This is a genomic window from Streptomyces sp. I05A-00742, assembly GCF_013055795.1.
In the GTDB taxonomy this organism is placed as follows: Bacteria; Actinomycetota; Actinomycetes; order Streptomycetales; family Streptomycetaceae; genus Streptomyces.
On record NZ_JABETO010000005.1, the window covers coordinates 99,987 to 119,442 of the forward strand.

Consider the following 19,456-nt stretch of genomic DNA (forward strand, 5'->3'; position numbering starts at 1 on the left):
GCGACGGCCAACTGGCGCTGCGCGGACTGCGACAACTACAACGATCCCTCGGCGAAGGCCTGCACGCTCTGCGGCAGCACCCGACGCGCACCCGCCCCCGCTCCTGCCGCGGCCCCGCCCCGCAAGAGTCCCCCGCGGCCGGCGGCCAAACGACCGTCACCGGCCAGGCCGGCCGCGGACTGGCGCTGCGCCAAGTGCGACTGGGACAACCGCAAGGCGGATACCTCGTGCTTCGTCTGCGGCACCGGCTGGAAGGCGGCGACAAAGCCCGCGGCCGGACCGGCGGCGAAGAAGTCGCCGGCCAAGCCGGCCAGGCCCGCTTCTGGCGGTGCGGCGAGGCCGGGGCCCAAGAAGCCGACCCCGAGGAAGACCACGTCCTCGTCGGGCTCGACGGGCTCGACGGGACGGGCGGGGTCGACGGGGTCGACGGCCAGGAAGTCCGCCCCGAAGCGGCCGTCGTCCACGGGGTCCACGCGCCCGGCATCGAGCCCGCGCCCCGAGAGTCTTTTCCACCCGCCGCCCGCCGCCACGACGGGCTACACCCCGACCGCCCCACGCCCGGCCCCACCGCCTCCCCCGGCTCCCGGGCCGCGCCGGTCGCCGCCACCGGCCCCGGCTCGGGTTCCCGCGAAGAAGAGCAGCGGCTGCGCGAGCTGTCTGGGCGCCCTCGTCCTGGGTGTCGTGCTCCTCGTGGCCGCCCAGAGCTGCATGCGTGCGTTCGACTCCGGCTCCAGCACGCCGGACGACTCCGACAAGAGCCCGAGCGCCGCCGCCGCTTCCTGCCCCACGCGCATCGCCGAGGAGCTGCCGTCGGGTGACGGTGCGAAGCTGGTCAAGGCCTTCCGCACGAAGAACAAACAGATCACGCTGTGCCGCACCGGCGGGGGCAAGCTGTACTACTTCGGTGAGTTCAGCGATCACCGCGAACCGGGCATCGCCATGCCTGCCGAGCGGACCGGCGACGGATACGAGGCGAGCAACCCCCCTTACCGGTACGACATCCACGACAGCGTCGTGACGATCTACAGGTCGGGCACGCGAATCGGTCAGGAGGACCTGACCTCGGAGCCCTCCCCCAAGTGACCGGCGTCGGCGCGCCACCGCGGCCGGTGTCCGGACGGCAGGAGCCCCGCGCGCTTCCGCCGCCGGGGCCCGTACGAGTTGTCCACAGGCGGTTATCCACAGGGCTGCCGGAATTCCCTCCGAGGCGGAACACTGGAACGCCTTGGGTATTCGCAGGTCGAAGGGGGACGGCACATGCAGAGCTCACAGTCCGCGCTGCGGCAGGGGCACCGCGCGGAAGTCGAGGGTCTGCTGGAGCGGGCGGTCGAGGAGGAGGTGCGCCGTTCGGGCGGGCGGACGGACGGTGATGCCCTGGTGCGCCGGGCGCGCGAGGAGCTGGACACGTTGGCGGGGGCGGCGGCCGAGGAGTACGCGGCGTACGTCCGGGCTCTGGACGAGGAGGCGGCGGCCGTCGGGCCGTTGTCGGCGCGGTTGTCGGGGGCCGCGCTCGGTACGCCCCTGCTGGTGACGGCCGTCACCGCGGCGACGGCCTTCGGGGCCGACCTCGGGTACGGGACGTCGACGGGCACGGCCGTGAGCACGGCGGTCGCGGTGGCCCTGGCGGGCTCGGTGGCGACGCTGCTGAAGCTGACGGCCGGTCACTGGCCCGCGGTGCACCGGCGGGCGGGGCTGCGGGGCCAGCCGGGCGGGGCGGAGCAGTTGCGGCTCCAGTGGCGGACGGCCGTGGAGGTGCGGGGCATCAGACCGTTCCTGGACCGCCAGCGGATGCTCCAGGGCGCGGCGCAGAACGGCTCGCGTTCCGCACCGGGGAAGCCGGGGAAGAGTGCCGGCTCGCGCGTGGTGCAGCTGCGGGGCGGGGACCGCAGTGCGGCGGCCCGCAGCCGCAGTCTGCTGGCCCGGTCGTTCGACGATCTCCCGGCGGTGGACGGCCGGTTCACCGGCCGGAAGGCGCAGCTCGACCGGATCGCCCAGTGGGTGCACCAGGCCCGGGCGAGCACCGAGACCAGACCGACGGTCGTGGTGCTGCACGGGCCGCCGGGCGTGGGGCGGACGACGCTGGCGTTGCGCGCGGCGCGGCAGTTGCGGGACCAGTTCCGGGGCGCGTGCGTGGTGGACCTGCGGGGCGAGAGCCAGGGGGAGCCGCCGCTGCCGACCCGGGACGCCCTGCTGCACCTGCTCAACCGGCTCGGCGCCCCGCGCGACCAGTTGCTCTTCCGGGAGCGGTCCTCGCGCGAGCAGTACCTGAGGCGGCTGTCCGAGGTGTACCACCAGCATCTGACCGGGCTGCCGGTCACGATCGTGCTGGACGACGCGTCGGACGCGGAGCAGGTGCGCGCGCTGGTGCCCGACCGTTCCGAGAGCCTGGTGCTGGTGACCGCCCGGGAGCCGCTGGCGCTGCCGCCGGACCTGGTGGCGTGGGTGCACGAGCTGGAGGTCGGTCCGCTGGACGAGGCGGGCGCGGAGGAGCTGCTGCGCACGGTGGCCGGGGACGACAGCGAGGAGGACGGGGGCGAGGCCGGAGCGGCGGGCGCGGACGAGCTCTACGACGCCCAGGCCCTCACCCGCGTCCGGGAGTTGTGCGGCGGTCTGCCGCTGGCCCTGCGGGTGGCGGGCACGTCGCTGGGCGCGCGGACCCCCCGTGCCCTGGCGGTGGAGCTGGACGCGGCGGGGCAGTCCGGCCCGGTGGAACGGGCGCTGTGGCTGCGCTACATCGACCAGGGCGAGGACGCCCGTCGGCTGCTGCGACGGCTCGCGCTCGCCGGCCGGGCGTCGCTGGGCGCCGCCGCCGCGGCGGCCCTGCTCGCGGCGGACGGGCAGGAGGCCGCGCACCGGCTGACGGAGCTGGCCCGGGCGGGGCTGATCGAGCCGGTGCGCGCCGGGCGGTACCGGATGCACGACCTGGTCCGCGACTTCGCCCACGCGCGACTGCACGAGGAGGAGGACCCGGGTCAGCGGGGCGCGGCCCAGGAGCGGCTGATCCGCAGTTACGCGGAGCTCGCCGACTCCGTCATCCGCATGGTGGACGGCAAGACCTCGACGCGCGCCGACATGTTCGCCGAGGGTGCGGCGGGGGGCCACGGCTTCCCCTCCCTCGACGCGGCGCTGCGCTGGCTGGACGACGAGTCGAGCTTCATCACGGCGGCGCTGCGGCACGCGGAGGGCGTGGACCAGTCGGCGGTGCTGCACCTGCTGGGCGCCCTGTGCGACTACTGCCTGCTGCGCGGCGACCTCTACCGGCTGGGCGAGCTGAGCGAGTTGACGCAGGCCACGGACCGGGAGCTGCTGACGCGTTCGGTGCAGTGGCGCACGGGTGTGGCGGCGCGGCAGCTGGGCGAGCTGGACACCTCCCGGACGACGCTGACGTCGGTGGTGGACCTGTACTTCGACGCCCAGCACCACGCGGGGGCGGCGCGGGCGCTGCGCGACCTGGGGATCACCCTCCAGCACCAGGGAAACCTCAAGGAGGCCGCGGCGAAGCTGCGGGAGGCGCTGGAGCTGCAGACGCCCCCGGAGCTCAGCGGCGACCGGGCGTGGACGATGCACGCGCTGGCCGCGGTGGAGCGGGACCGGGGGCGGCTGGCGGAGGCGCTGGAGCTGCTGGCGGTGGCGCTGGAGCTGCACCGGGAGAGCGAGAGCCTGCACGGGCAGGCGTGGGCGCACTTCCAGCTGGGTCAGGTGCGGCTGCGGATGGGCCGCCCCGATCCGGCGGAGGCCGAGCTGCGGCAGGCCCTGGAGCTGTACGGGCGGACGCAGGACGGGCGGGGCGCGGCGTGGGCGCTGACCCAGCTGGCCCGGGGCCGGCTGATAGCCGGGGACGCGGCGGCCGCGGTCGAGGGGCTGCGGCAGGCCGCCTCCCGGCACCGGGAGCACGAGGACGCGCGGGGCGAGGCGTGGACGCTGTTCTACCTGGGCCAGGCCCTGGAGGAGCTGGGCGATCTCCCGGCGGCGCTGCGGGAGCTGGAGCGGGCCCGGACGATGTTCAACCGGATGCGGGACGTCTACGGCCTGGCCTGTGCCCGCCACCATTCGGCGCGGGTCACCCGCGACCAGCGGGCGGCCCAGACGGGGAGCCTGCGGAACAGCGGCTTCGCCCGGCAGTTGCTCCAGGACGCCCGGCTGGACTTCCAGCGGATCGGGGTGGCGCACGGCGAAGCGTGGTCGTGCCTGGAGCTGTCGGTGATCGACGCGGGCAACGGCCGGCTGGAGCAGGCGATGGATCTGGCCGAGGAGGCGGAGCGGCTGTTCACGGAGTTCGGCGACCGGCGCGGCGAGAGCTGGGCCGTCTTCCTGCGCTGCACGCTGCTGCCCTTCGTGTCGCCGGGCGGCTCGGTGGTGGGCGCGGCGGTGGCCGGGGAGGACCTGGCCCGGCTGCGGCGGGAGCTGCGCGGGGCGGACTGGGCGGTGGACCCGGCACTGGGGCAGTACGCGGAGGCGTACGCGCTGGTGCTGGAGCGCGGGGTGGAGCCCGAGACGGGGTGGCAGGCGTGGCGCCTGGGCATGGTGCCGGGGCGGCGGGCACGGGAGGTGATGGCCGTGCTGCCGCGGTAGCCGGGCCGGGGGTGCCCGGCCGGCGGGTCCGGCCGACGAGGCCGGCCGACGGTGCCCTGCCGACGAGGTCGGCCGACGGGTCCGGCCGGCGGCCCGGTGGGGCATCCGTCGCAGGGCGCCCTCGATCACCGGACGGGCTGGGGAGCGGCCGGTCCGGCGTCGGGGGGCGAGCGGCGGGGCCGCTCGTGCGGGCGTCCGCCCGGAATCAGGCGGTGGCCTTGCCGCCCCCGGCCCCGCTGTCGGCGGCAGCGGCGGCGGGAGCCGGGGCGGCGCCCTCCGGCGCCTCCTCGAAGTCCACCCGCTTCATGTGCTTCGTCATGCTCTTCATCAGGAGCCACACGGCGGCACCGATGACGGCGAAGACGATGAAGCCCAGGACACCGGGGGTGACCTTGTTCTTGTCCAGGTCGTCTCCGGCGGCGGCGAGCGGCACGAGGTGGGTGACGGCCAGGGAAGCAGTCGCGCTCATCATGGACTCAATTGTTGCGGATGCCCGCGAAGAGGTCGTCCTCGGGGAGGGACGTGCCGACGAGAGACTTCGCGAGCTCGTACTCCTCGGTCGGCCAGACCTCCCGCTGGAGGTCCATCGGCACCCGGAACCAGCCGCCGTCGGGGTCGATCTGCGTGGCGTGGGCGATCAGCGCCTTGTCACGGATCTCGAAGAAGTCGCCGCAGGGGACGTAGGTCGTGAGGGTGCGCTCACGGCCCATCGAGTCCCAGCGCTCCAGCCACTCCCCGTAGGGCGACTCCATGCCGCGCTCCAGCAGCGCGTCGTGCAGCGCCTGGGTGCGCGGCCGGTTGAAGCCCTGGTTGTAGTAGAGCTTGAGCGGCTGCCACGGCTCGCCGGCCTCGGGGTAGCGCGACGGGTCGCCGGCCGCCTCGAAGGCCACCATCGAGATCTTGTGGGTCATGATGTGGTCGGGGTGCGGGTAGCCGCCGTTCTCGTCGTACGTGGTGATCACGTGCGGCTTGAACTCGCGGATCAGCTTCACCAGCGTCCCCGCCGCCTCGTCGACGTCCTGGAGCGCGAAGCAGCCGTCGGGCAGCGGGGGCAGCGGGTCGCCCTCGGGCAGCCCGGAGTCCACGTAGCCCAGCCATTCCTGCTTGACGCCCAGGATGTCCCGGGCCTCGTCCATCTCCTTGGCGCGGACCTCGTGGATGTGCTCCTCGATGTAGGGGTCCCCTTGGAGCTTGGGGTTGAGGATGGAACCGCGCTCCCCACCCGTGCAGGTGGCGACCAGCACGTCCACCCCCTCGGACACGTACTTGGCCATCGTGGCCGCGCCCTTGCTCGACTCATCGTCGGGGTGGGCGTGAACGGCCATCATTCGCAGCTGCTCAGTCAAGGCTCGATCCTCAGTCACTCGTCTCGGCAGACGCCTCCTATAGTGACCGAAGCGGGAGCCGTTTCATTCCGCGTTCACAAATCGGCGTCCGGGAGGCGATGATCATGGCTGCGCAGCGCGAGGCCCTGCCCGACGGGCGTTACGGCCGCTCTGCGGAGGAGCGCGCGAACCGCAAGCTCAAGATCATCGGCGGGACGCTGGGGGTGGCGCTGCTCGGCTTCGTCGCCTGGGCCGGCGTGCATTACGTCACCAAATCGGACGTCAGCGGCCAGCTCGTCCGTTTCAAAACGGTCTCCCCGACCTCGGTCCAGGCGGTCCTGGAGATCCGCAAGGAGAAGGGCGACACGGGGGTCTGCACCGTCCGGTCGCTGGGCGAGGACGGCGCCGAGGTCGCCCGCAAGGACGTCACCGTGGACCGGCGTGAGACGCACTTCACTGAGCTGGTCACGCTGCGCACCACCGCGCGGGCCCGCACCACCCAGCTGGAAGGCTGCAGGACCGCCGGCTCCCAGTGAGCCCCGGCACACCCCGGGCACGCCCCGGCACACCCTCGGGGAGACCCCGCCGCACGCCGCTGACCAGGCTTGATGCGATTCTTGTGGGTTTTCGTTCCACGACTTCTTCCCCCATTCCGGACGTAATTGTTAGGCTCGTGGTTTCGCCCGCCTTTGGAGGTGCACCCTTCTGAGTAGGGCGTTCATTTGTATCCGTGACCCCGAAGTTTTTCCCAGCACCGACGAGGAGCACCTGTGACCCAGACCAGCGACAGCGTCACCTGGCTGACTCAGGAGGCGTACGACCAGCTCAAGGCCGAGCTGGAGTACCTGTCTGGTCCCGCTCGCACCGAGATCGCGGCCAAGATCGCCGCGGCGCGCGAGGAAGGTGACCTGCGAGAGAACGGCGGGTACCACGCGGCCAAGGAGGAGCAGGGCAAGCAGGAGCTCCGTGTGCGGCAGCTGACGCAGCTGCTCGAGCACGCGAAGGTCGGCGAGGCCCCGGCCGCCACCGGCGTGGTCGCCCCCGGCATGGTCGTCACCATCGCCTTCGACGGTGACCCGGACGACACCATCAAGTTCCTGCTCGCCTCCCGTGAGTACGCGAGCTCGGACATCGAGACGTACTCGCCGCAGTCCCCGCTGGGCACCGGCGTCAACGGCAAGAAGGTCGGCGAGGACGCCGAGTACGAGCTGCCGAACGGCCGCAAGGCGAAGGTCCGCATCATGGACGCCACGCCCTACCAGGGCTGAGCACAGCACGCTCCCCGGCCCCGGACCGCAGAGGTTCCGGGGCCGTTCGGCGTCCGAGGGCACCCCCCCCCGTCGACCGGTGCCGCCACCGCCCCGCGCCTCACCCCACGCCTCACCCCGTGCCTCACCCGGTGGCCGACCGGTACTTCCGCACCGCCAGCCACCGGAACACCACGATGATCAGCGCCGACCAGATCAGCGACGCCCACACCGGATGCTGCATCGGCCAGGCCGAGGGCACCGGATAGCCCGCCGGCAGATTGCCGAAGAGCTCCCGGGCCGCCTGCACGGTGGAGCTGAAGGGGTTCCACTCGGCGATCACCCGCAGCACGGTCGGCATGTTGTCCGACGGCACGAACGCGTTCGAGATGAACGTCAGCGGGAACAGCCAGATCAGCCCGCCGGAGGTGGCCGCCTCCGGCGTCCGCACCGAGAGCCCGATCAGTGCGCCGATCCACGAGAAGGCGTACCCGAGCAGGAGCAGCAGGGCGAAGCCCGCCAGTGCCTTCGGCACCCCCTCGTGGATCCGCCAGCCCACGATGGCCGCGACGATCGCCAGCACCACCAGGGTCAGCGCGGTCTGGACGAGGTCGGCGAGGGTCCGTCCGGTCAGCACCGCGCCCCGGGCCATGGGCAGCGACCGGAACCGGTCGATGAGCCCCTTGTGCATGTCGTCGGCGATCCCCGCCCCCGCTCCCGCGGTGGCGAAGGTGACCGTCTGCGCGAAGATGCCCGCCATGAGGAACTCGCGGTAGACCGCCGACTGCGTACTGCCGCCGACGGCGATCGAGCCGCCGAAGACGTAGCTGAACAGCACCACGAACATGATCGGCTGGACGAGGCCGAAGACGACCACTTCGGGGATCCGCACCATCCGGATCAGATTCCGCTGGGCGACGACCAGGGAGTCGTGGACGGATTGGCCGACGCCGCCGCCCCTCCCGGCCGCCGGCCTCCTGGGCACGGCCCGGTCGACGGCGGTCACGGCAGGGCTCCTTCCTGCTGCCGCGCCGGCTCCCCGCCGGTCTCGGCGGCGTGGCCGGTCAGGGAGATGAAGACGTCGTCCAGGGTGGGACGGCGCAGTCCGATGTCGTCGATGCCGACGTCCCGCGCGTCCAGCTCGCGGATGATCTCGGCGAGCAGCCGGGCGCCGCCGGAGACCGGGACGGTGATCTTCCGGGTGTGCGGTTCGACGGCGGACCCGCCGTCGCCGAAGCCGCGCAGGACCGCGTCGGCCACGTCGATGTGCTCGCGCCGGTGCACGACGACCTCGACGCGCTCCCCGCCGGTCCGCGCCTTGAGCTGGTCGGACGTGCCGCGCGCGATGACCCGGCCGTGATCGACGACGGCGATGTCGTGCGCGAGGTGATCGGCTTCCTCAAGGTACTGGGTGGTCAGCAGCAACGTCGTTCCACCGGCCACCAGTTCCTGGATGACCTCCCACAACTGCTGCCGGTTGCGCGGGTCGAGGCCGGTGGTGGGCTCGTCCATGAACATCACGGGCGGGCTGACCACCAGGGCCGCGGCGAGGTCGAGGCGGCGGCGCATACCGCCGGAGTACGTCTTGGCGGGCCGGTCGGCGGCGTCGGCGAGGTGGAAGCGGTCCAGCAGCTCACCGGCCCGTTTCTTCGCCTCGCGCCCGCTCAGCTGGTAGAGCCGGCCGACCATGCGCAGATTCTCACGGCCCGTCAGATACTCGTCCACGGCGGCGAATTGCCCTGACACCCCGATGCTGTGCCGGACCTCGTCGGGCTTCTTCAGTACGTCGATGCCCGCCACGGACGCCGCGCCGCGATCGGGCCGGATGAGGGTGGTCAGCACGCGCACGGTCGTGGTCTTCCCCGCGCCGTTGGGGCCGAGCAGCCCCAGGACCGTCCCCTCCGGGACGTCGAGATCGACGCCGTCCAGAGCCTTCACGTCGCCGAAGGCCTTGGCCAGGCCCTCGGCGTAGATCGCGCCCGGCATGGAATTTCTCCCCGTTCGGTGACGTAATACAGGATTTTACGTTCACGGGGAGCATTCCGCTCTGTGAACGGAAATTCCGGATATTCGGGCTGTTGCGCAGAGCCCGGTTCGGAGCCCGATCCACGAGTCCGGTCCACGGCCCGGCCCCGGACACGCGGCTCAGGACAGCACCGGATATCCCGCCTCACGCAGCGCCGAGCGCACCGCCGCGCAGTGCTCGTGTCCCTTCGTCTCCAGGTGCAGTTCGACCTCCGCCTCCGTGAGCCGCAGCCGGGGATCGGTGCGGACGTGACCGATGTCGAGGATGTTGACGTCCGCCGCGGACAGCACCTCCAGCAGCGCCGCCAGCGCCCCCGGACGGTCGACGATCCGCAGCCGCAGCGACAGGTAGCGGCCCGCCGCCGCCATGCCGTGCCGCAGGACGCCCTGGAGCAGCAGGGGATCCACGTTCCCGCCCGACAGGACCGCCACGACCGGTCCCTCGAACGAGCGGGGAGCCGCCATCAGCGCCGCCACCGGGCTCGCCCCGGCCGGTTCCACCAGCAGCTTCGCCCGCTCCAGGCAGAGCAGCAGCGCTCCGGCCAGCTGGTCCTCGGAGACCGTGCGGACGTCGTCCACCAGCCGTTCGACGATCCGGAACGGCACGTCGCCCGGCCGCCCGACCCTGATGCCGTCGGCCATCGTGACGGGCTCCGCCACGGTCACCGGGTGCCCGGCCGCCAGCGACGGCGGATAGGCCGCCGCTCCGGCCGCCTGCACCCCGACGACGCGTACGTCCGGCCGCAGCGCCTTGAGCGCCACCGCGATCCCGGCCGCCAGCCCGCCACCGCCGAGGCCCACCACGACGGTGCGCACCTCGGGGCACTGTTCCAGGATCTCCAGCCCCACGGTGCCCTGCCCGGCGATGACATCGGGGTGGTCGAAGGGGTGGATGAGCACCGCTCCCGTGCGCCGCGCGTGCTCCCGCGCGGCGCGCAGCGAATCGTCCACCACCTCTCCGCGCAACCGCACTTCAGCCCCGTACTCACGGGTGGCCGCGATCTTCGGCAGCGGCGCGCCCTCCGGCATGAAGACCGTCGAACGCACCCCGAGGAGGGAGGCCGCGAGCGCCACCCCCTGGGCGTGGTTGCCCGCGCTCGCCGCGACCACCCCGGCCGCGCGCTCCGCCGCGGTGAGGCCCGCGATCCGCACGTACGCGCCGCGCAGCTTGAACGAGCCGGTCCGCTGGAGGTTCTCGCACTTGAGGTGGACCGGGGCGCCGATCAGGCCGGACAGGTACCGGCTGCCCTCCAGGGCCGTGACCCGCACGACGCCTGACAGGGTCTTCTGCGCCCGCCGCACGGCGTCCAGCGTGACGGGCAACGCGACGGGCAGGGGGTCGCGGCCCGCCGCCGGGCCGGGATCGCGGGGGTCACCGGCGCCGGACGGGCCGGAGGAACCCGCGGACGGCACGGCCCCGGAGGCCGGACCGGACGCGGGGGACGAAGGGGGCGGATCAGGCGTAAGGAACACCGCGTGATCGCCGCCGTCCCCCACTCGTGCAGCCATGCCGCCAGTCTCGCAGCCCGGCGCCCGCCGCGGGCCCGCCGTCCGGACGAACGGGCCCCGCATCCATACGAACCGACCGGTTTGCCCAGCAGCGGCACGCGCACCCGTCCGGCCGCGTACTCTGTCCCCCATTCCCGAGCAATTCCAGCCCGCCGCACGAAGTGAGTCCCCAGCCATGCCCACCCCTCCGGACATGACGACCGACCTCGCACCAGGTGTCCTCGACACTCTCCAGCACCAGGTTGCCGTCTTCGCCCGTCGCGCAGAACAGACCCGGCTCGGCGGCGTCGGCCGGGTCCACAACTCCATGGACCGCGCCGCCTACCTGCTGCTCAACCGCCTCGACCAGGAAGGCCCGATGGGCGTCAAAGCGCTCGCCGCGGGCATGGGCATCGACTCCTCGACCGTCACCCGCCAGGTGGCGCCCCTCGTCGACACCGGCCTGGTCAAGCGCACCTCGCACCCCGAGGACGGCCGGGCCGTCGTCCTCCAGCTCTCCCCGCGCGGCAAGGCGCGGCTGGACGAGGTCCGCGCCTCGCGCCGGCAGCTGATGGCGCTGTGCACGGAGGGCTGGTCGGAGGAGGAGCGGGCGGTGTTCTGCACCCTGCTCACCCGGTTCAACTCGGCGCTGTCCGAGGTCCACAGCGCGCTTCCGCAGGTGCCGCCCGCTTCCTGACGGCCTCACGGGAGAGGACGAACGAGGACGAACGAGGACGGGCGGACCGGACGAACGAGGACGGGCGGACCGGCACCCCGTCCCCGATCAGGGTCCGCGTCCGGTCCGCCCGTGGGTCACGCGCCGGCCCGAGGACCGGCGCCGCGTCGCGGGACGGTCAGCCCAGCGCCTGCTTGAGGTCCGCCAGCTGGTCGTCGACCGCCTCGATGCCCACCGAGAGGCGGACGAGGTCGGCCGGGACCTCCAGCGCGGAACCGGCCACGGAGGCGTGCGTCATCAGCCCCGGGTGCTCGATCAGCGACTCGACGCCGCCGAGCGACTCCCCGAGGGTGAACAGCCGGGCCCGGTTGCAGACCTCGACCGCCGCCGCCTCGCCGCCCTCGACACGGAACGAGACCATGCCGCCGAAGGACTTCATCTGCTTGGCCGCGACCTCGTGGAGCGGGTGCTCCGGCAGGCCGGGGTAGTAGACCCGGGTGACCTTGGGGTGCGAGAGCAGCAGCTCGGCCACGCGCTCCGCGTTGGCGCTGTGCCGGTCCATGCGCACGGCGAGGGTCTTGATGCCGCGCAGCGTCAGCCAGGAGTCGAAGGGGCCCGCGACGGCGCCCATGGCGTTCTGGTGGTACGCCAGCTCCTCGCCGAGGCCGGCGTCCGCGGTGATCAGCGCGCCGCCGACGACGTCGGAGTGACCGCCCATGTACTTGGTGGTCGAGTGCACGACGACATCCGCGCCCAGCGCCAGCGGCTGCTGGAGGTAGGGGCTGGCGAAGGTGTTGTCGACGACCAGCTTCGCCCCGGCCTCGTGCGCGACCTGGGCGACGGCGGCGATGTCGGTGATCCCGAGCAGCGGGTTGGACGGCGTCTCCACCCACACGGCCTTGGTGTGCTCCGTGATCGCGGCCCGGACGGAGGCCGGGTCGGAGGTGTCCGCGACGGACCACTCGACGCCCCAGCGGCTGACGACCTTGGCGAACAGGCGGAACGTTCCGCCGTAGGCGTCGTTCGGGATCACGACATGGTCGCCGGGCGACAGCAGCGTACGCAGCAGGCAGTCCTCGGCGGCCAGGCCGGAGGCGAAGGCCAGGCCCCGCACACCGCCCTCCAGCGCCGCGAGGTTCTCCTCCAGCGCGGTCCGGGTGGGGTTGCCGCTCCGGCTGTACTCGTAGCCGCCGCGCAGGCCCCCGACGCCGTCCTGCTTGTAGGTGGACACTTGGTAGATCGGCGGCACGACGGCCCCGGTCAGCGGGTCCGCGGCCTGGCCGGCGTGGATGGCGAGGGTCTCGAAGGATTGCTGCTGGTCGCTCATTGCTCCGAGAGTAGTACCCGATTTACCGGAATACTCCTGTTCACTTGTAACCGGCATATGAACGATCGGCCGACCCGCGGAAACGGCGATCCCGTGGCGGTCAGGAACGATCGGACCCGCTGCCTCGTCCTAACGTCGTCGGCCCCTTCGCACCCGGGACAGCTCATGGAGTTTCTGCTCATCCTCCTCGCCCTCGTCATCATCTGTGGCGTCGTCGTCGCGCCCGCGCTGCGCCGTCGGCGCGCGGCACAGGACGCGCTGCGGGGCGCCGGCACGGCCGTCGACCCGTCGTACGGGCACGGCTTCGTCCCCCCCGAGCGGCTGGACGTACGCCTGCCGGGGCCGGACCCCGAGCTGCTGGCCGCCGTCGAGGAGGCCCGCCGCACCCAGGACTGGAAGCCGGCCGCCGAGCTGCTGGCCCGCACCCCCGCCGACAGCAACGCCGAGCTGCGCTGGCAGCGCGTCCAGACGCTGGCCGGGGCCGCCGCGCAGGAGCTGGCGGAGACGCCCGGCACCGGCGGCATGTGGCTGCGCCACTGGCGTGTGGTGGCCCCCAAGGACGCGGGCGGCGCGGCCGTCCAGGCCGAGTTCCTGGTGCAGCAGGCGCTGCGCGACCCGTCCTCCCAGGACTACCGCATGATCCTGGAGGAGGCCCGGACCGTGTGCGCCGAGGCCGCGCTGCTCGCGCCGGGCGACCCCGTCCCGTACATCGTCGAGCTGAACATCGCCCGGGGCCTCGGGGCGAGCGAGGCGGAGTTCCAGTCGGCCTGGGAGACCGTGCTCTCCCGCGCCCCGCAGCACATGGGGGCGCACCTGGTGGCGCTGCGCTACTGGAGCGCGAAGTGGCACGGCTCGCAGGAGCGGGCCGACGCCTTCGCCCGGCAGGCCGCCGCCGCGGCCCCCGAGGGCAGCCTGCTGCCCGCCCTGCCGCTCTTCGCCGTCCACGACCACCTGCCCGACATCAACCTGGTCCGCAGCCTCTACGACAGCGTCGTCGTCCGGCAGGCCGTCGAGGCCGCCCAGTACGCCGTCGCCCACGCCCCGGCCCACCACCCCGTCCTCCCCCACGTGCGGCACCTGCTGGTCTGGTTCCTGGTGAACGCCGGCCGGTACCCGGAGGCCCTGGAGCAGCTGCGCGCCGTGGACGGCCACATCGGCGCCATCCCGTGGACGTACGAGCAGGACCCCGTCGCGGCGTACACGGCGTACCGCGCGCGGGCGGTGGCGGGCCTCTGAGGGCTCCCCCCGGGGAATTCCGCCCGATCCGGACGCGTTCCCGTCCTAGGCACCGTCCGCCGCCCTCCCGCCCTCCCAGGAGTCGTGATGCTCTTCCCCCACCTCCGCCACGACCACCGCCTCCCCACCGAGGACGAGGCCCTGAAGGGCCGCCCCGAGCCCGCCTTCCCCCTCACCGGCCGCCACACCGTCCTCGGCAACCCGCTGGCCGGCCCCTACCCCGACGGCCTCGCCGTCGCCGACTTCGGCCTGGGCTGCTTCTGGGGCGCCGAACGCCGCTTCTGGCAGACCCCCGGCGTCTGGACGACCCTCGTCGGCTACCAGGGTGGCACCACCCCCAACCCCACCTACGAAGAGGTCTGCAGCGGCCTCACCGGCCACACCGAAGCCGTCCGCGTCGTCTTCGACCCCGCCGTCGTCCCCTACGCCACCCTCCTGAAGGTCTTCTGGGAGTCCCACGACCCCACCCAGGGCTTCCGCCAGGGCAACGACCGCGGCACCCAGTACCGCTCCGCCGTCTACACCCACTCCCCCGACCAGCTCCGCGAGGCCGAGGCGTCCCGTGACGCCTACCAGCGCGTACTCCGCGGCTCGGGCTACGGCGACATCACCACGGAGATCGCTCCGGCGGGGCCGTTCCACTGGGCCGAGGATTACCACCAGCAGTACCTCGACAAGAACCCCGACGGGTACTGCGGGATCGGGGGGACGGGCGTGAGCTGCCCGATCGGCATCGCCGGTACGCCGGCCCCGGATGCCTGAGGAACCGCGCACCACCCGGTACCGGCTCTTCCGGACGGCCTGGGGCATCCGGATCGACCTGACGGCCTCGGCCGTCACCACCGCCGCACCACCGGCTCACGGTGAGCGGGTCGCGGACGGGGTGTGGCTCGACGCCGCCCCCGTCCTCACCCACCCGCCCACGGACGGCCGGGGCAACCGGCTCTCCCCCGACGAGGCGGCCTGGCTCCACCACGGCCTGTCCCTGGCAGCTCCGTTCCTCCCACCGGACCGCCACACCCTCGTCACGGTCCACCACGTCCGGTTCCCCGAGACGGACTACCAACCGGAGGGCCTGGCAGCGGCCCTGCTCCTCTGGGCCGAGCAGGAATTCGAGCTGCCGGCCCATCCGATCACGGTCACTTTCGACCGCTCCGCCAACCGCTACGTGTACGAAGGGGACTTGACCGCACGGCCGGGGGCCGCTCCGGGCAGCAGCGTGTAGCGGCCGGGTGGGTACGGTCCTCGTATGCCCGGCGCGCGCAGGTGGGTTGCCTAGTCCTTCGCCGTTCCGAACACGTTTCTGCCGCAGGCGCCATGTGCGAGACCGAGGACCGCCGAAGCCTGCTTCCCGGTGAGCTGAAGTTCCTGCTTGGTCTTTATGGCCTGGTCGACGAAGTCCTGCCCGCTGGCGAGGCAGAGCGCGTTGCCATGGGCGAGAAGCGTGTCGTCACTGATGCGGTCCAGCTCCGGCTGGCGTTTCCGGACTGCCCTGAGATAGAGCTTGGCCGACAGCCCCGTCAGGCCGCGCAATTCCGCAGGGGCCGCCGACGGGTTCCCGGACGGGGCAGCCGAGGCGGAAGCGGGCGCGGACGCCGATGCCGCCGAGGAGCCCGAGCCACTGTCATCGGACCCGCCGCACGCCGAGGCGCCGAAAGCGGCGGCCGTAAGACAGACGGCGAGCAGGGGCAGGCGTTTGCGCATGAATCTCCCTTGGTACGCGAGTGAACCGACGGATTCTCGCCCGTACCAACCAGCGTGCGCCATTCACCCCTGGTAATAGGCGCGCCCTCCTGACCGCTCGCCACGCCTGCACCAATTCCCCCTAGCGATCGTCATCCCAGGTAAGGCCGCTCCCGGTGCTCCAGGAAGTGACGGATGCGCAGTTGCTGTGTGTGGTGCATGGGGAGTTCGGCGATCTCGTCGGGGTGGACGAACCGCAGTTCGGTGGACTCGTCCGAGATCGCCGGCTCCCCGCCCGTCACACGCGCGATGATTCAGGTCGAGGAGTGGTGGTGTCGGCATGTGACCCGCCGCAATCTCTATCGGCATTGGGACGCCTGTCGGCGTGCGGGGATCGCTTCTCGGTCGGCCGACGACTTGACCTGGCTGATGCTGGCCTTCAAGGAGCTCGATCGCATCGAGCAGCGTAAGAAGAGGGCGTCACGCCGATGGACCGGGTGGAGGTTGCCGGAGCAAGGGCCGACCGCCTCCGCCCATGCCAACACCGAGGCCATCAGGGAGGAGTGAATGAGGAGGCACTCTTCCCCGTGCCGTATGTACCCTTCGGTGTGGACCTCATGATGCGACCCCTCAGGACCGCCGACAGCGCCGCCCTCGCCGATCTGCGTGAGCGGGTCCAGATCGCGGACGACACGGGCATGCACCTCGATGAGGAGGATGTCCGCGAGGAACTCGCCGACGCGAAGCTCGACATGGAGCGGGATACGGTCGGGGTTTGGCAGGACGCACGCCTGGTGGCGTACGCGGTGGTCCACAACCCGGACAGAGTGCGGGATGTAGTGCGCTTCGAGACCGGTGCCGCTGTCGATCCCGCATGGCGGCGTCGGGGGATCGGGACGGAGTTGGTCCGCTGGATGCGGGCGCGGGCACGGGTGGTGTGTGCGGAGCAACACGGCAAGGTGGATGGCGAGTTGCTGCTGTCCGGGGTGGCCACGAATGCCGGTCTGGCGGCGCTGGCGGAGAGCACGGGGTTTGTTCCCTGTGAGCACTGGTTCGATATGTCGTACGACTTGAGCGTCGGTACGGTGCGGGGCTCCGTCCCCCCTCCTCAGGGCCTGCGGCTGGTGCCCTTCGATGAGGAGCACGACGAGGCGACCCGGCTTGCTCACAACGAAGCATTCAGGGACCACTTGGATTTCGCCGAGGCCGATGAGGCGGAGTGGCACTCCTGGGGAACCGGAACTCGCTCGTTCCGGAAGGAGTTGTCTGCCCTTCTGCTCGACGCCGATGGCCGTGTGGTGGCCTACCTCCTCGCCGAAGAGTCCGCCGCCGATACCGCCGCCACCGGGCAGCGGTCGTGCACCGTGGCATTCCTCGGCACATTGCCGGCCCAGCGGGGGCGTGGAGCGGCCCGTGCCTTGCTGATCCACACTCTTGATGAGGCGCGGCGCCGTGGATATGAGCGGGCGGAGCTCGTCGTGGACACCACCAATGCCACCAACGCACTGGACCTTTACCGGAATGTGGGCTTCACGGTGGATCGGGAGTTCGTCACCTATGCCGGCCCGCTCGGCTGACTGCCGGACCTGCTGAGCGGCTACCCGGGAGAGCGATGGGCCGATCCCTTCAACGGCCCTCGCCGGGCGGTGTGCCGCAGCTCGGGCCGCCTGAGCCGTCGAACTGCACCGAGCTGAAGAAGTCCCGGTAGGCGGGGAAGAAGTTGCCCTTGCCGGTAGGGCCGGGCGAGGTGACGACTGTGCAGCCGGTGTAGTTCGCGTCCGACCAGAGGTAAATGGTGGAAGCGGTCCGGTTCCAGTCCGACTTGGCGCGGTCGTTCATGCCGAGTGCCGTGAGGTCCGGCGTGCTGCCTCGCAGCGTGATCATGTCGCCGGTGCCGTCGAGGCCGGAGAACATGCAGTAGTAGCCGCTGGGGCATCGGTCGTATCCGTCGGCCGCACGGGCCGTGGAGGCCGGCACCGCGACGGCCGTCGCAGCCGCCGCCGCCATGAGAAGCGCACGCGTTCTGTTCCTCATCTGCTGATGCTCCTTGATCTGATGCCTTATGGCTTGTGCCCAGTTGAAGAGCGCGGCTCATCCACGGCGCGAATTCATCCACGGCGCGGCTCATCCACGGCGCGGCTCTCAGCCGAACGTCACGCCGTGCGGGACATTGGAGCCGAAGGTCGCCGACGTGCCTCGTTCCATCACCAGGAGGGGACCCTCGCAGCCTTGTTCCGAGAACAGGGTGGCACGCCGGTCCGTGCTGTTGGTCGCGCTCTGTGCCCCGCTGATCAGGAGGAAGCACTCGCCGTCCTGGGGATTGTGCAGGGTGAAGTCGTCACCGTTCACGTTGATGTAGGTGAAGTCGCCGGTGGCGGCCCGGGCGTCGGGGGAGAGGCCCAGGGACAGGGTGAGCGCGGCGCCCAGGACAGCGGCTGTCCGCAGTGTCTTGCCGAGTGGTTGCATGGGGTTCCCCCTCCGTAGGTGCCCCACCACAGTCGGGCCTTTCGAAGAGCGTGTTAAGAGGCCGGATCCGATACCACCCGAACGAGGGAGGACGGCCAACTATCCCCCGGCCAGGCGGTTCACCGCCGCCACGACGGAGCCGACCCCGTCCTCCTCCCGGAGCCGCGCGGCCAGCGCGCGGGCGCGCGTCCGGTAGGAGGGGTCGGTGGTGGCCCGGACGAGGGCGTCGGTGAGGGCGGAGGCGGTGAGGCGGCGGAGGGGGACGGGGCCGGGGGATACGCCGAGGGCGGTCAGGCGGGCCGCCCAGAAGCCGGCGTCGAACTGGACGGGGACGGGGACGGCGGGGACGCCGGCGCGCAATGCGGCGGCCGTGGTGCCCGCGCCGGCGTGGTGCACGACGGCGGCCAGGTGCGGGAACAGCACCGCGTGCGGGAGCTCGTCGACGGTGAGCACGTCGTCGCCCTCGGCCTCCAGCCCGGTCCAGCCCCGCTGGACGATGCCCCGCGTCCCGGCGGCGCGCAGGGCACGGACGAACGTCGCGGTCAGGCGCTCGGGTTGGGGAAGGGTGGCACTGCCCATTCCCACGAAGACGGGCGGGGGGCCTGCCGCCAGGAAGTCCCGGACCCGTGGAGGGAGTTCGGTCCCCGGCGGGTCGTACGGCCACCAGTAGCCGTCGACGGTGAGTCCGGGGCGCCAGTCCGCCGGGCGCGGCACCACGAGGGGGCTGAAGCCGTGGTGCACGGGCCAGCACGCGCGTTCCCGGGCCCGGCGGGCCGCGCGCGAGCCGAGGGGCGGCAGTCCGAGGCGGGTACGGACGGTGCGGGAGGCGTCGGCGAAGATGCCGTCCACGGCCGCGGTCACGGCCCGGCCGGCCAGCCGGTTCGCGGTGGCGCCCCAGGAGCCGGCGGCGATGACGGGCGGGGCGAACGCGCCGGTGGGGGCGAGTGGTTGCAGGTGGACGCCGCGGCTGGGCAGGGACAGACCGACGCCGATGGTGTGCCCCAGGGCGGCGAGCGAACTCGACAGCAGCAGCACATCGGCTTTCTCGGCGGCCCGCAGCAGGTCGTCGGTCATCCGCGCGACGGCGTCCCTGGCCAGCTCCACCACCTGGGCCAGCTTTCCGACGCCGGTCGCGCTCCTCTGGAGCGCCCGGCCCCGCTCGGTGGCCATCTCGGCCCGCGGGTCCACCGGCAGCGCGTGGAAACCGAGCCCCGCGGCGGCGGCCAACGGTGCGAAGCGGGCGTGCGTGACGAGCGTGACCTCGTGTCCCGCCCGTGCCAGACCGTGCCCAAGGCCCGTGTAGGGCGCCACGTCACCACGCGAACCAGCGGTCATCAAGGCCACTCGCATGGCGCGCAGTATGCCGTGCGCGACGGCCCCCGTCTCCACGGCCCGGAGCCATCCCCTGATC

General features: G+C 72.4%; 21 protein-coding genes and 1 pseudogene. 10 read left to right on the forward strand and 12 right to left on the reverse strand.

Features of this window, described 5'->3' with window-relative positions:
• Nucleotides 1–35: 35 nt before the first annotated feature.
• Nucleotides 36–473 (reverse strand): hypothetical protein, encoded by a 438-nt coding sequence (locus tag HN013_RS06625; RefSeq protein WP_171164000.1) that lies wholly within the window; start codon nt 471–473, stop codon nt 36–38.
• A 217-nt stretch (nt 474–690) separates the two neighbouring features.
• Between HN013_RS06625 and HN013_RS06630 the strand changes: the two genes are divergently transcribed.
• Nucleotides 691–1,083 (forward strand): hypothetical protein, encoded by a 393-nt coding sequence (locus HN013_RS06630; RefSeq protein ID WP_171164001.1) that lies wholly within the window; start codon nt 691–693, stop codon nt 1,081–1,083.
• 174 nt (nt 1,084–1,257) lie between these two features.
• The gene (locus HN013_RS06635) at nt 1,258–4,572 is read left to right on the forward strand and encodes a tetratricopeptide repeat protein (RefSeq protein ID WP_171164003.1); all 3,315 of its coding nucleotides are present in this window, start codon (nt 1,258–1,260) and stop codon (nt 4,570–4,572) included.
• Between the two features lie 205 nt (nt 4,573–4,777).
• Here HN013_RS06635 and HN013_RS06640 read toward each other — a convergent pair whose 3' ends face one another.
• The gene (locus tag HN013_RS06640) at nt 4,778–5,044 is read right to left on the reverse strand and encodes a hypothetical protein (RefSeq protein WP_398978649.1); all 267 of its coding nucleotides are present in this window, start codon (nt 5,042–5,044) and stop codon (nt 4,778–4,780) included.
• Nucleotides 5,045–5,048: 4 nt separating this feature from the next.
• Entirely contained in the window at nt 5,049–5,918 is an 870-nt protein-coding gene (mca, locus tag HN013_RS06645; protein ID WP_171164005.1) for a mycothiol conjugate amidase Mca, read from the reverse strand.
• A gap of 104 nt (nt 5,919–6,022) precedes the next feature.
• Between mca and HN013_RS06650 the strand changes: the two genes are divergently transcribed.
• A complete protein-coding gene (locus tag HN013_RS06650) occupies nt 6,023–6,433 on the forward strand; it encodes a DUF4307 domain-containing protein (protein ID WP_171164006.1) in 411 nt (136 codons plus the stop codon).
• 234 nt (nt 6,434–6,667) lie between these two features.
• Entirely contained in the window at nt 6,668–7,165 is a 498-nt protein-coding gene (gene greA / locus HN013_RS06655) for a transcription elongation factor GreA (RefSeq protein WP_171164008.1), read from the forward strand.
• Nucleotides 7,166–7,289: 124 nt separating this feature from the next.
• Here greA and HN013_RS06660 read toward each other — a convergent pair whose 3' ends face one another.
• From HN013_RS06660 to ilvA, 3 genes are all read right to left on the reverse strand, one after another.
• Nucleotides 7,290–8,150, reverse strand: a complete 861-nt coding sequence (locus HN013_RS06660) for an ABC transporter permease (RefSeq protein ID WP_171164010.1) — start codon at nt 8,148–8,150, stop codon at nt 7,290–7,292.
• The gene (locus HN013_RS06665) at nt 8,147–9,130 is read right to left on the reverse strand and encodes an ATP-binding cassette domain-containing protein (protein ID WP_171164012.1); all 984 of its coding nucleotides are present in this window, start codon (nt 9,128–9,130) and stop codon (nt 8,147–8,149) included. The genes HN013_RS06660 and HN013_RS06665 overlap by 4 nt, the downstream gene beginning before the upstream one ends.
• Nucleotides 9,131–9,289: 159 nt before the next feature.
• Nucleotides 9,290–10,678 carry a threonine ammonia-lyase gene (gene ilvA / locus HN013_RS06670; protein WP_249374796.1) on the reverse strand — a complete coding sequence of 463 codons (1,389 nt, stop codon included), beginning with the start codon at nt 10,676–10,678 and terminating at the stop codon, nt 9,290–9,292.
• A 175-nt stretch (nt 10,679–10,853) separates the two neighbouring features.
• Between ilvA and HN013_RS06675 the strand changes: the two genes are divergently transcribed.
• Nucleotides 10,854–11,354, forward strand: coding sequence for a MarR family winged helix-turn-helix transcriptional regulator (locus HN013_RS06675; RefSeq protein ID WP_171164014.1), 501 nt, complete (start codon nt 10,854–10,856; stop codon nt 11,352–11,354).
• A 157-nt stretch (nt 11,355–11,511) separates the two neighbouring features.
• Here the strand turns inward: HN013_RS06675 and HN013_RS06680 are convergent, their stop codons facing one another.
• Nucleotides 11,512–12,660: a cystathionine gamma-synthase gene (locus HN013_RS06680; protein ID WP_171164015.1), complete on the reverse strand. Its 1,149-nt coding sequence runs from the start codon at nt 12,658–12,660 to the stop codon at nt 11,512–11,514.
• Nucleotides 12,661–12,825: 165 nt separating this feature from the next.
• Between HN013_RS06680 and HN013_RS06685 the strand changes: the two genes are divergently transcribed.
• The 3 genes from HN013_RS06685 (at nt 12,826) to HN013_RS06695 (ending at nt 15,121) form a co-directional block, all read left to right on the forward strand.
• Nucleotides 12,826–13,896 carry a hypothetical protein gene (locus tag HN013_RS06685; protein WP_171164017.1) on the forward strand — a complete coding sequence of 357 codons (1,071 nt, stop codon included), beginning with the start codon at nt 12,826–12,828 and terminating at the stop codon, nt 13,894–13,896.
• Nucleotides 13,897–13,983: 87 nt separating this feature from the next.
• Nucleotides 13,984–14,658: a peptide-methionine (S)-S-oxide reductase MsrA gene (msrA, locus tag HN013_RS06690; RefSeq protein ID WP_171164019.1), complete on the forward strand. Its 675-nt coding sequence runs from the start codon at nt 13,984–13,986 to the stop codon at nt 14,656–14,658.
• Nucleotides 14,651–15,121: a hypothetical protein gene (locus HN013_RS06695; protein WP_171164021.1), complete on the forward strand. Its 471-nt coding sequence runs from the start codon at nt 14,651–14,653 to the stop codon at nt 15,119–15,121. Before msrA ends, HN013_RS06695 begins: the two co-directional genes overlap by 8 nt.
• Before the next feature lie 50 nt (nt 15,122–15,171).
• On the opposite strand, the gene HN013_RS06700 is transcribed toward HN013_RS06695, so the two are convergent.
• Together HN013_RS06700 and HN013_RS06705 are read right to left on the reverse strand one after the other, a co-directional pair.
• A complete protein-coding gene (locus HN013_RS06700) occupies nt 15,172–15,600 on the reverse strand; it encodes a hypothetical protein (RefSeq protein WP_171163833.1) in 429 nt (142 codons plus the stop codon).
• Nucleotides 15,601–15,731: 131 nt separating this feature from the next.
• Nucleotides 15,732–15,887: pseudogene (locus tag HN013_RS06705) on the reverse strand (DNA mismatch repair protein MutT); the annotation flags it as partial.
• A 1-nt stretch (nt 15,888) separates the two neighbouring features.
• On the opposite strand from HN013_RS06705, the gene HN013_RS06710 reads away from it, so the two are divergent.
• Together HN013_RS06710 and HN013_RS06715 are read left to right on the forward strand one after the other, a co-directional pair.
• Nucleotides 15,889–16,146 (forward strand): hypothetical protein, encoded by a 258-nt coding sequence (locus HN013_RS06710; protein WP_171164023.1) that lies wholly within the window; start codon nt 15,889–15,891, stop codon nt 16,144–16,146.
• The gene (locus HN013_RS06715) at nt 16,143–17,156 is read left to right on the forward strand and encodes a GNAT family N-acetyltransferase (protein WP_171164030.1); all 1,014 of its coding nucleotides are present in this window, start codon (nt 16,143–16,145) and stop codon (nt 17,154–17,156) included. Before HN013_RS06710 ends, HN013_RS06715 begins: the two co-directional genes overlap by 4 nt.
• A gap of 49 nt (nt 17,157–17,205) precedes the next feature.
• Here the strand turns inward: HN013_RS06715 and HN013_RS06720 are convergent, their stop codons facing one another.
• From HN013_RS06720 to HN013_RS06730, 3 genes are all read right to left on the reverse strand, one after another.
• Complete coding sequence (locus HN013_RS06720) at nt 17,206–17,613, reverse strand: peptidase inhibitor family I36 protein (protein WP_171164032.1); 408 nt, start codon at nt 17,611–17,613, stop codon at nt 17,206–17,208.
• A 108-nt stretch (nt 17,614–17,721) separates the two neighbouring features.
• On the reverse strand, nt 17,722–18,045 hold the full coding sequence (locus HN013_RS06725) for a hypothetical protein (RefSeq protein ID WP_171164034.1): 324 nt from the start codon (nt 18,043–18,045) through the stop codon (nt 17,722–17,724).
• 99 nt (nt 18,046–18,144) lie between these two features.
• Complete coding sequence (locus tag HN013_RS06730; RefSeq protein ID WP_249374797.1) at nt 18,145–19,395, reverse strand: glycosyltransferase; 1,251 nt, start codon at nt 19,393–19,395, stop codon at nt 18,145–18,147.
• Nucleotides 19,396–19,456: the final 61 nt, after the last annotated feature.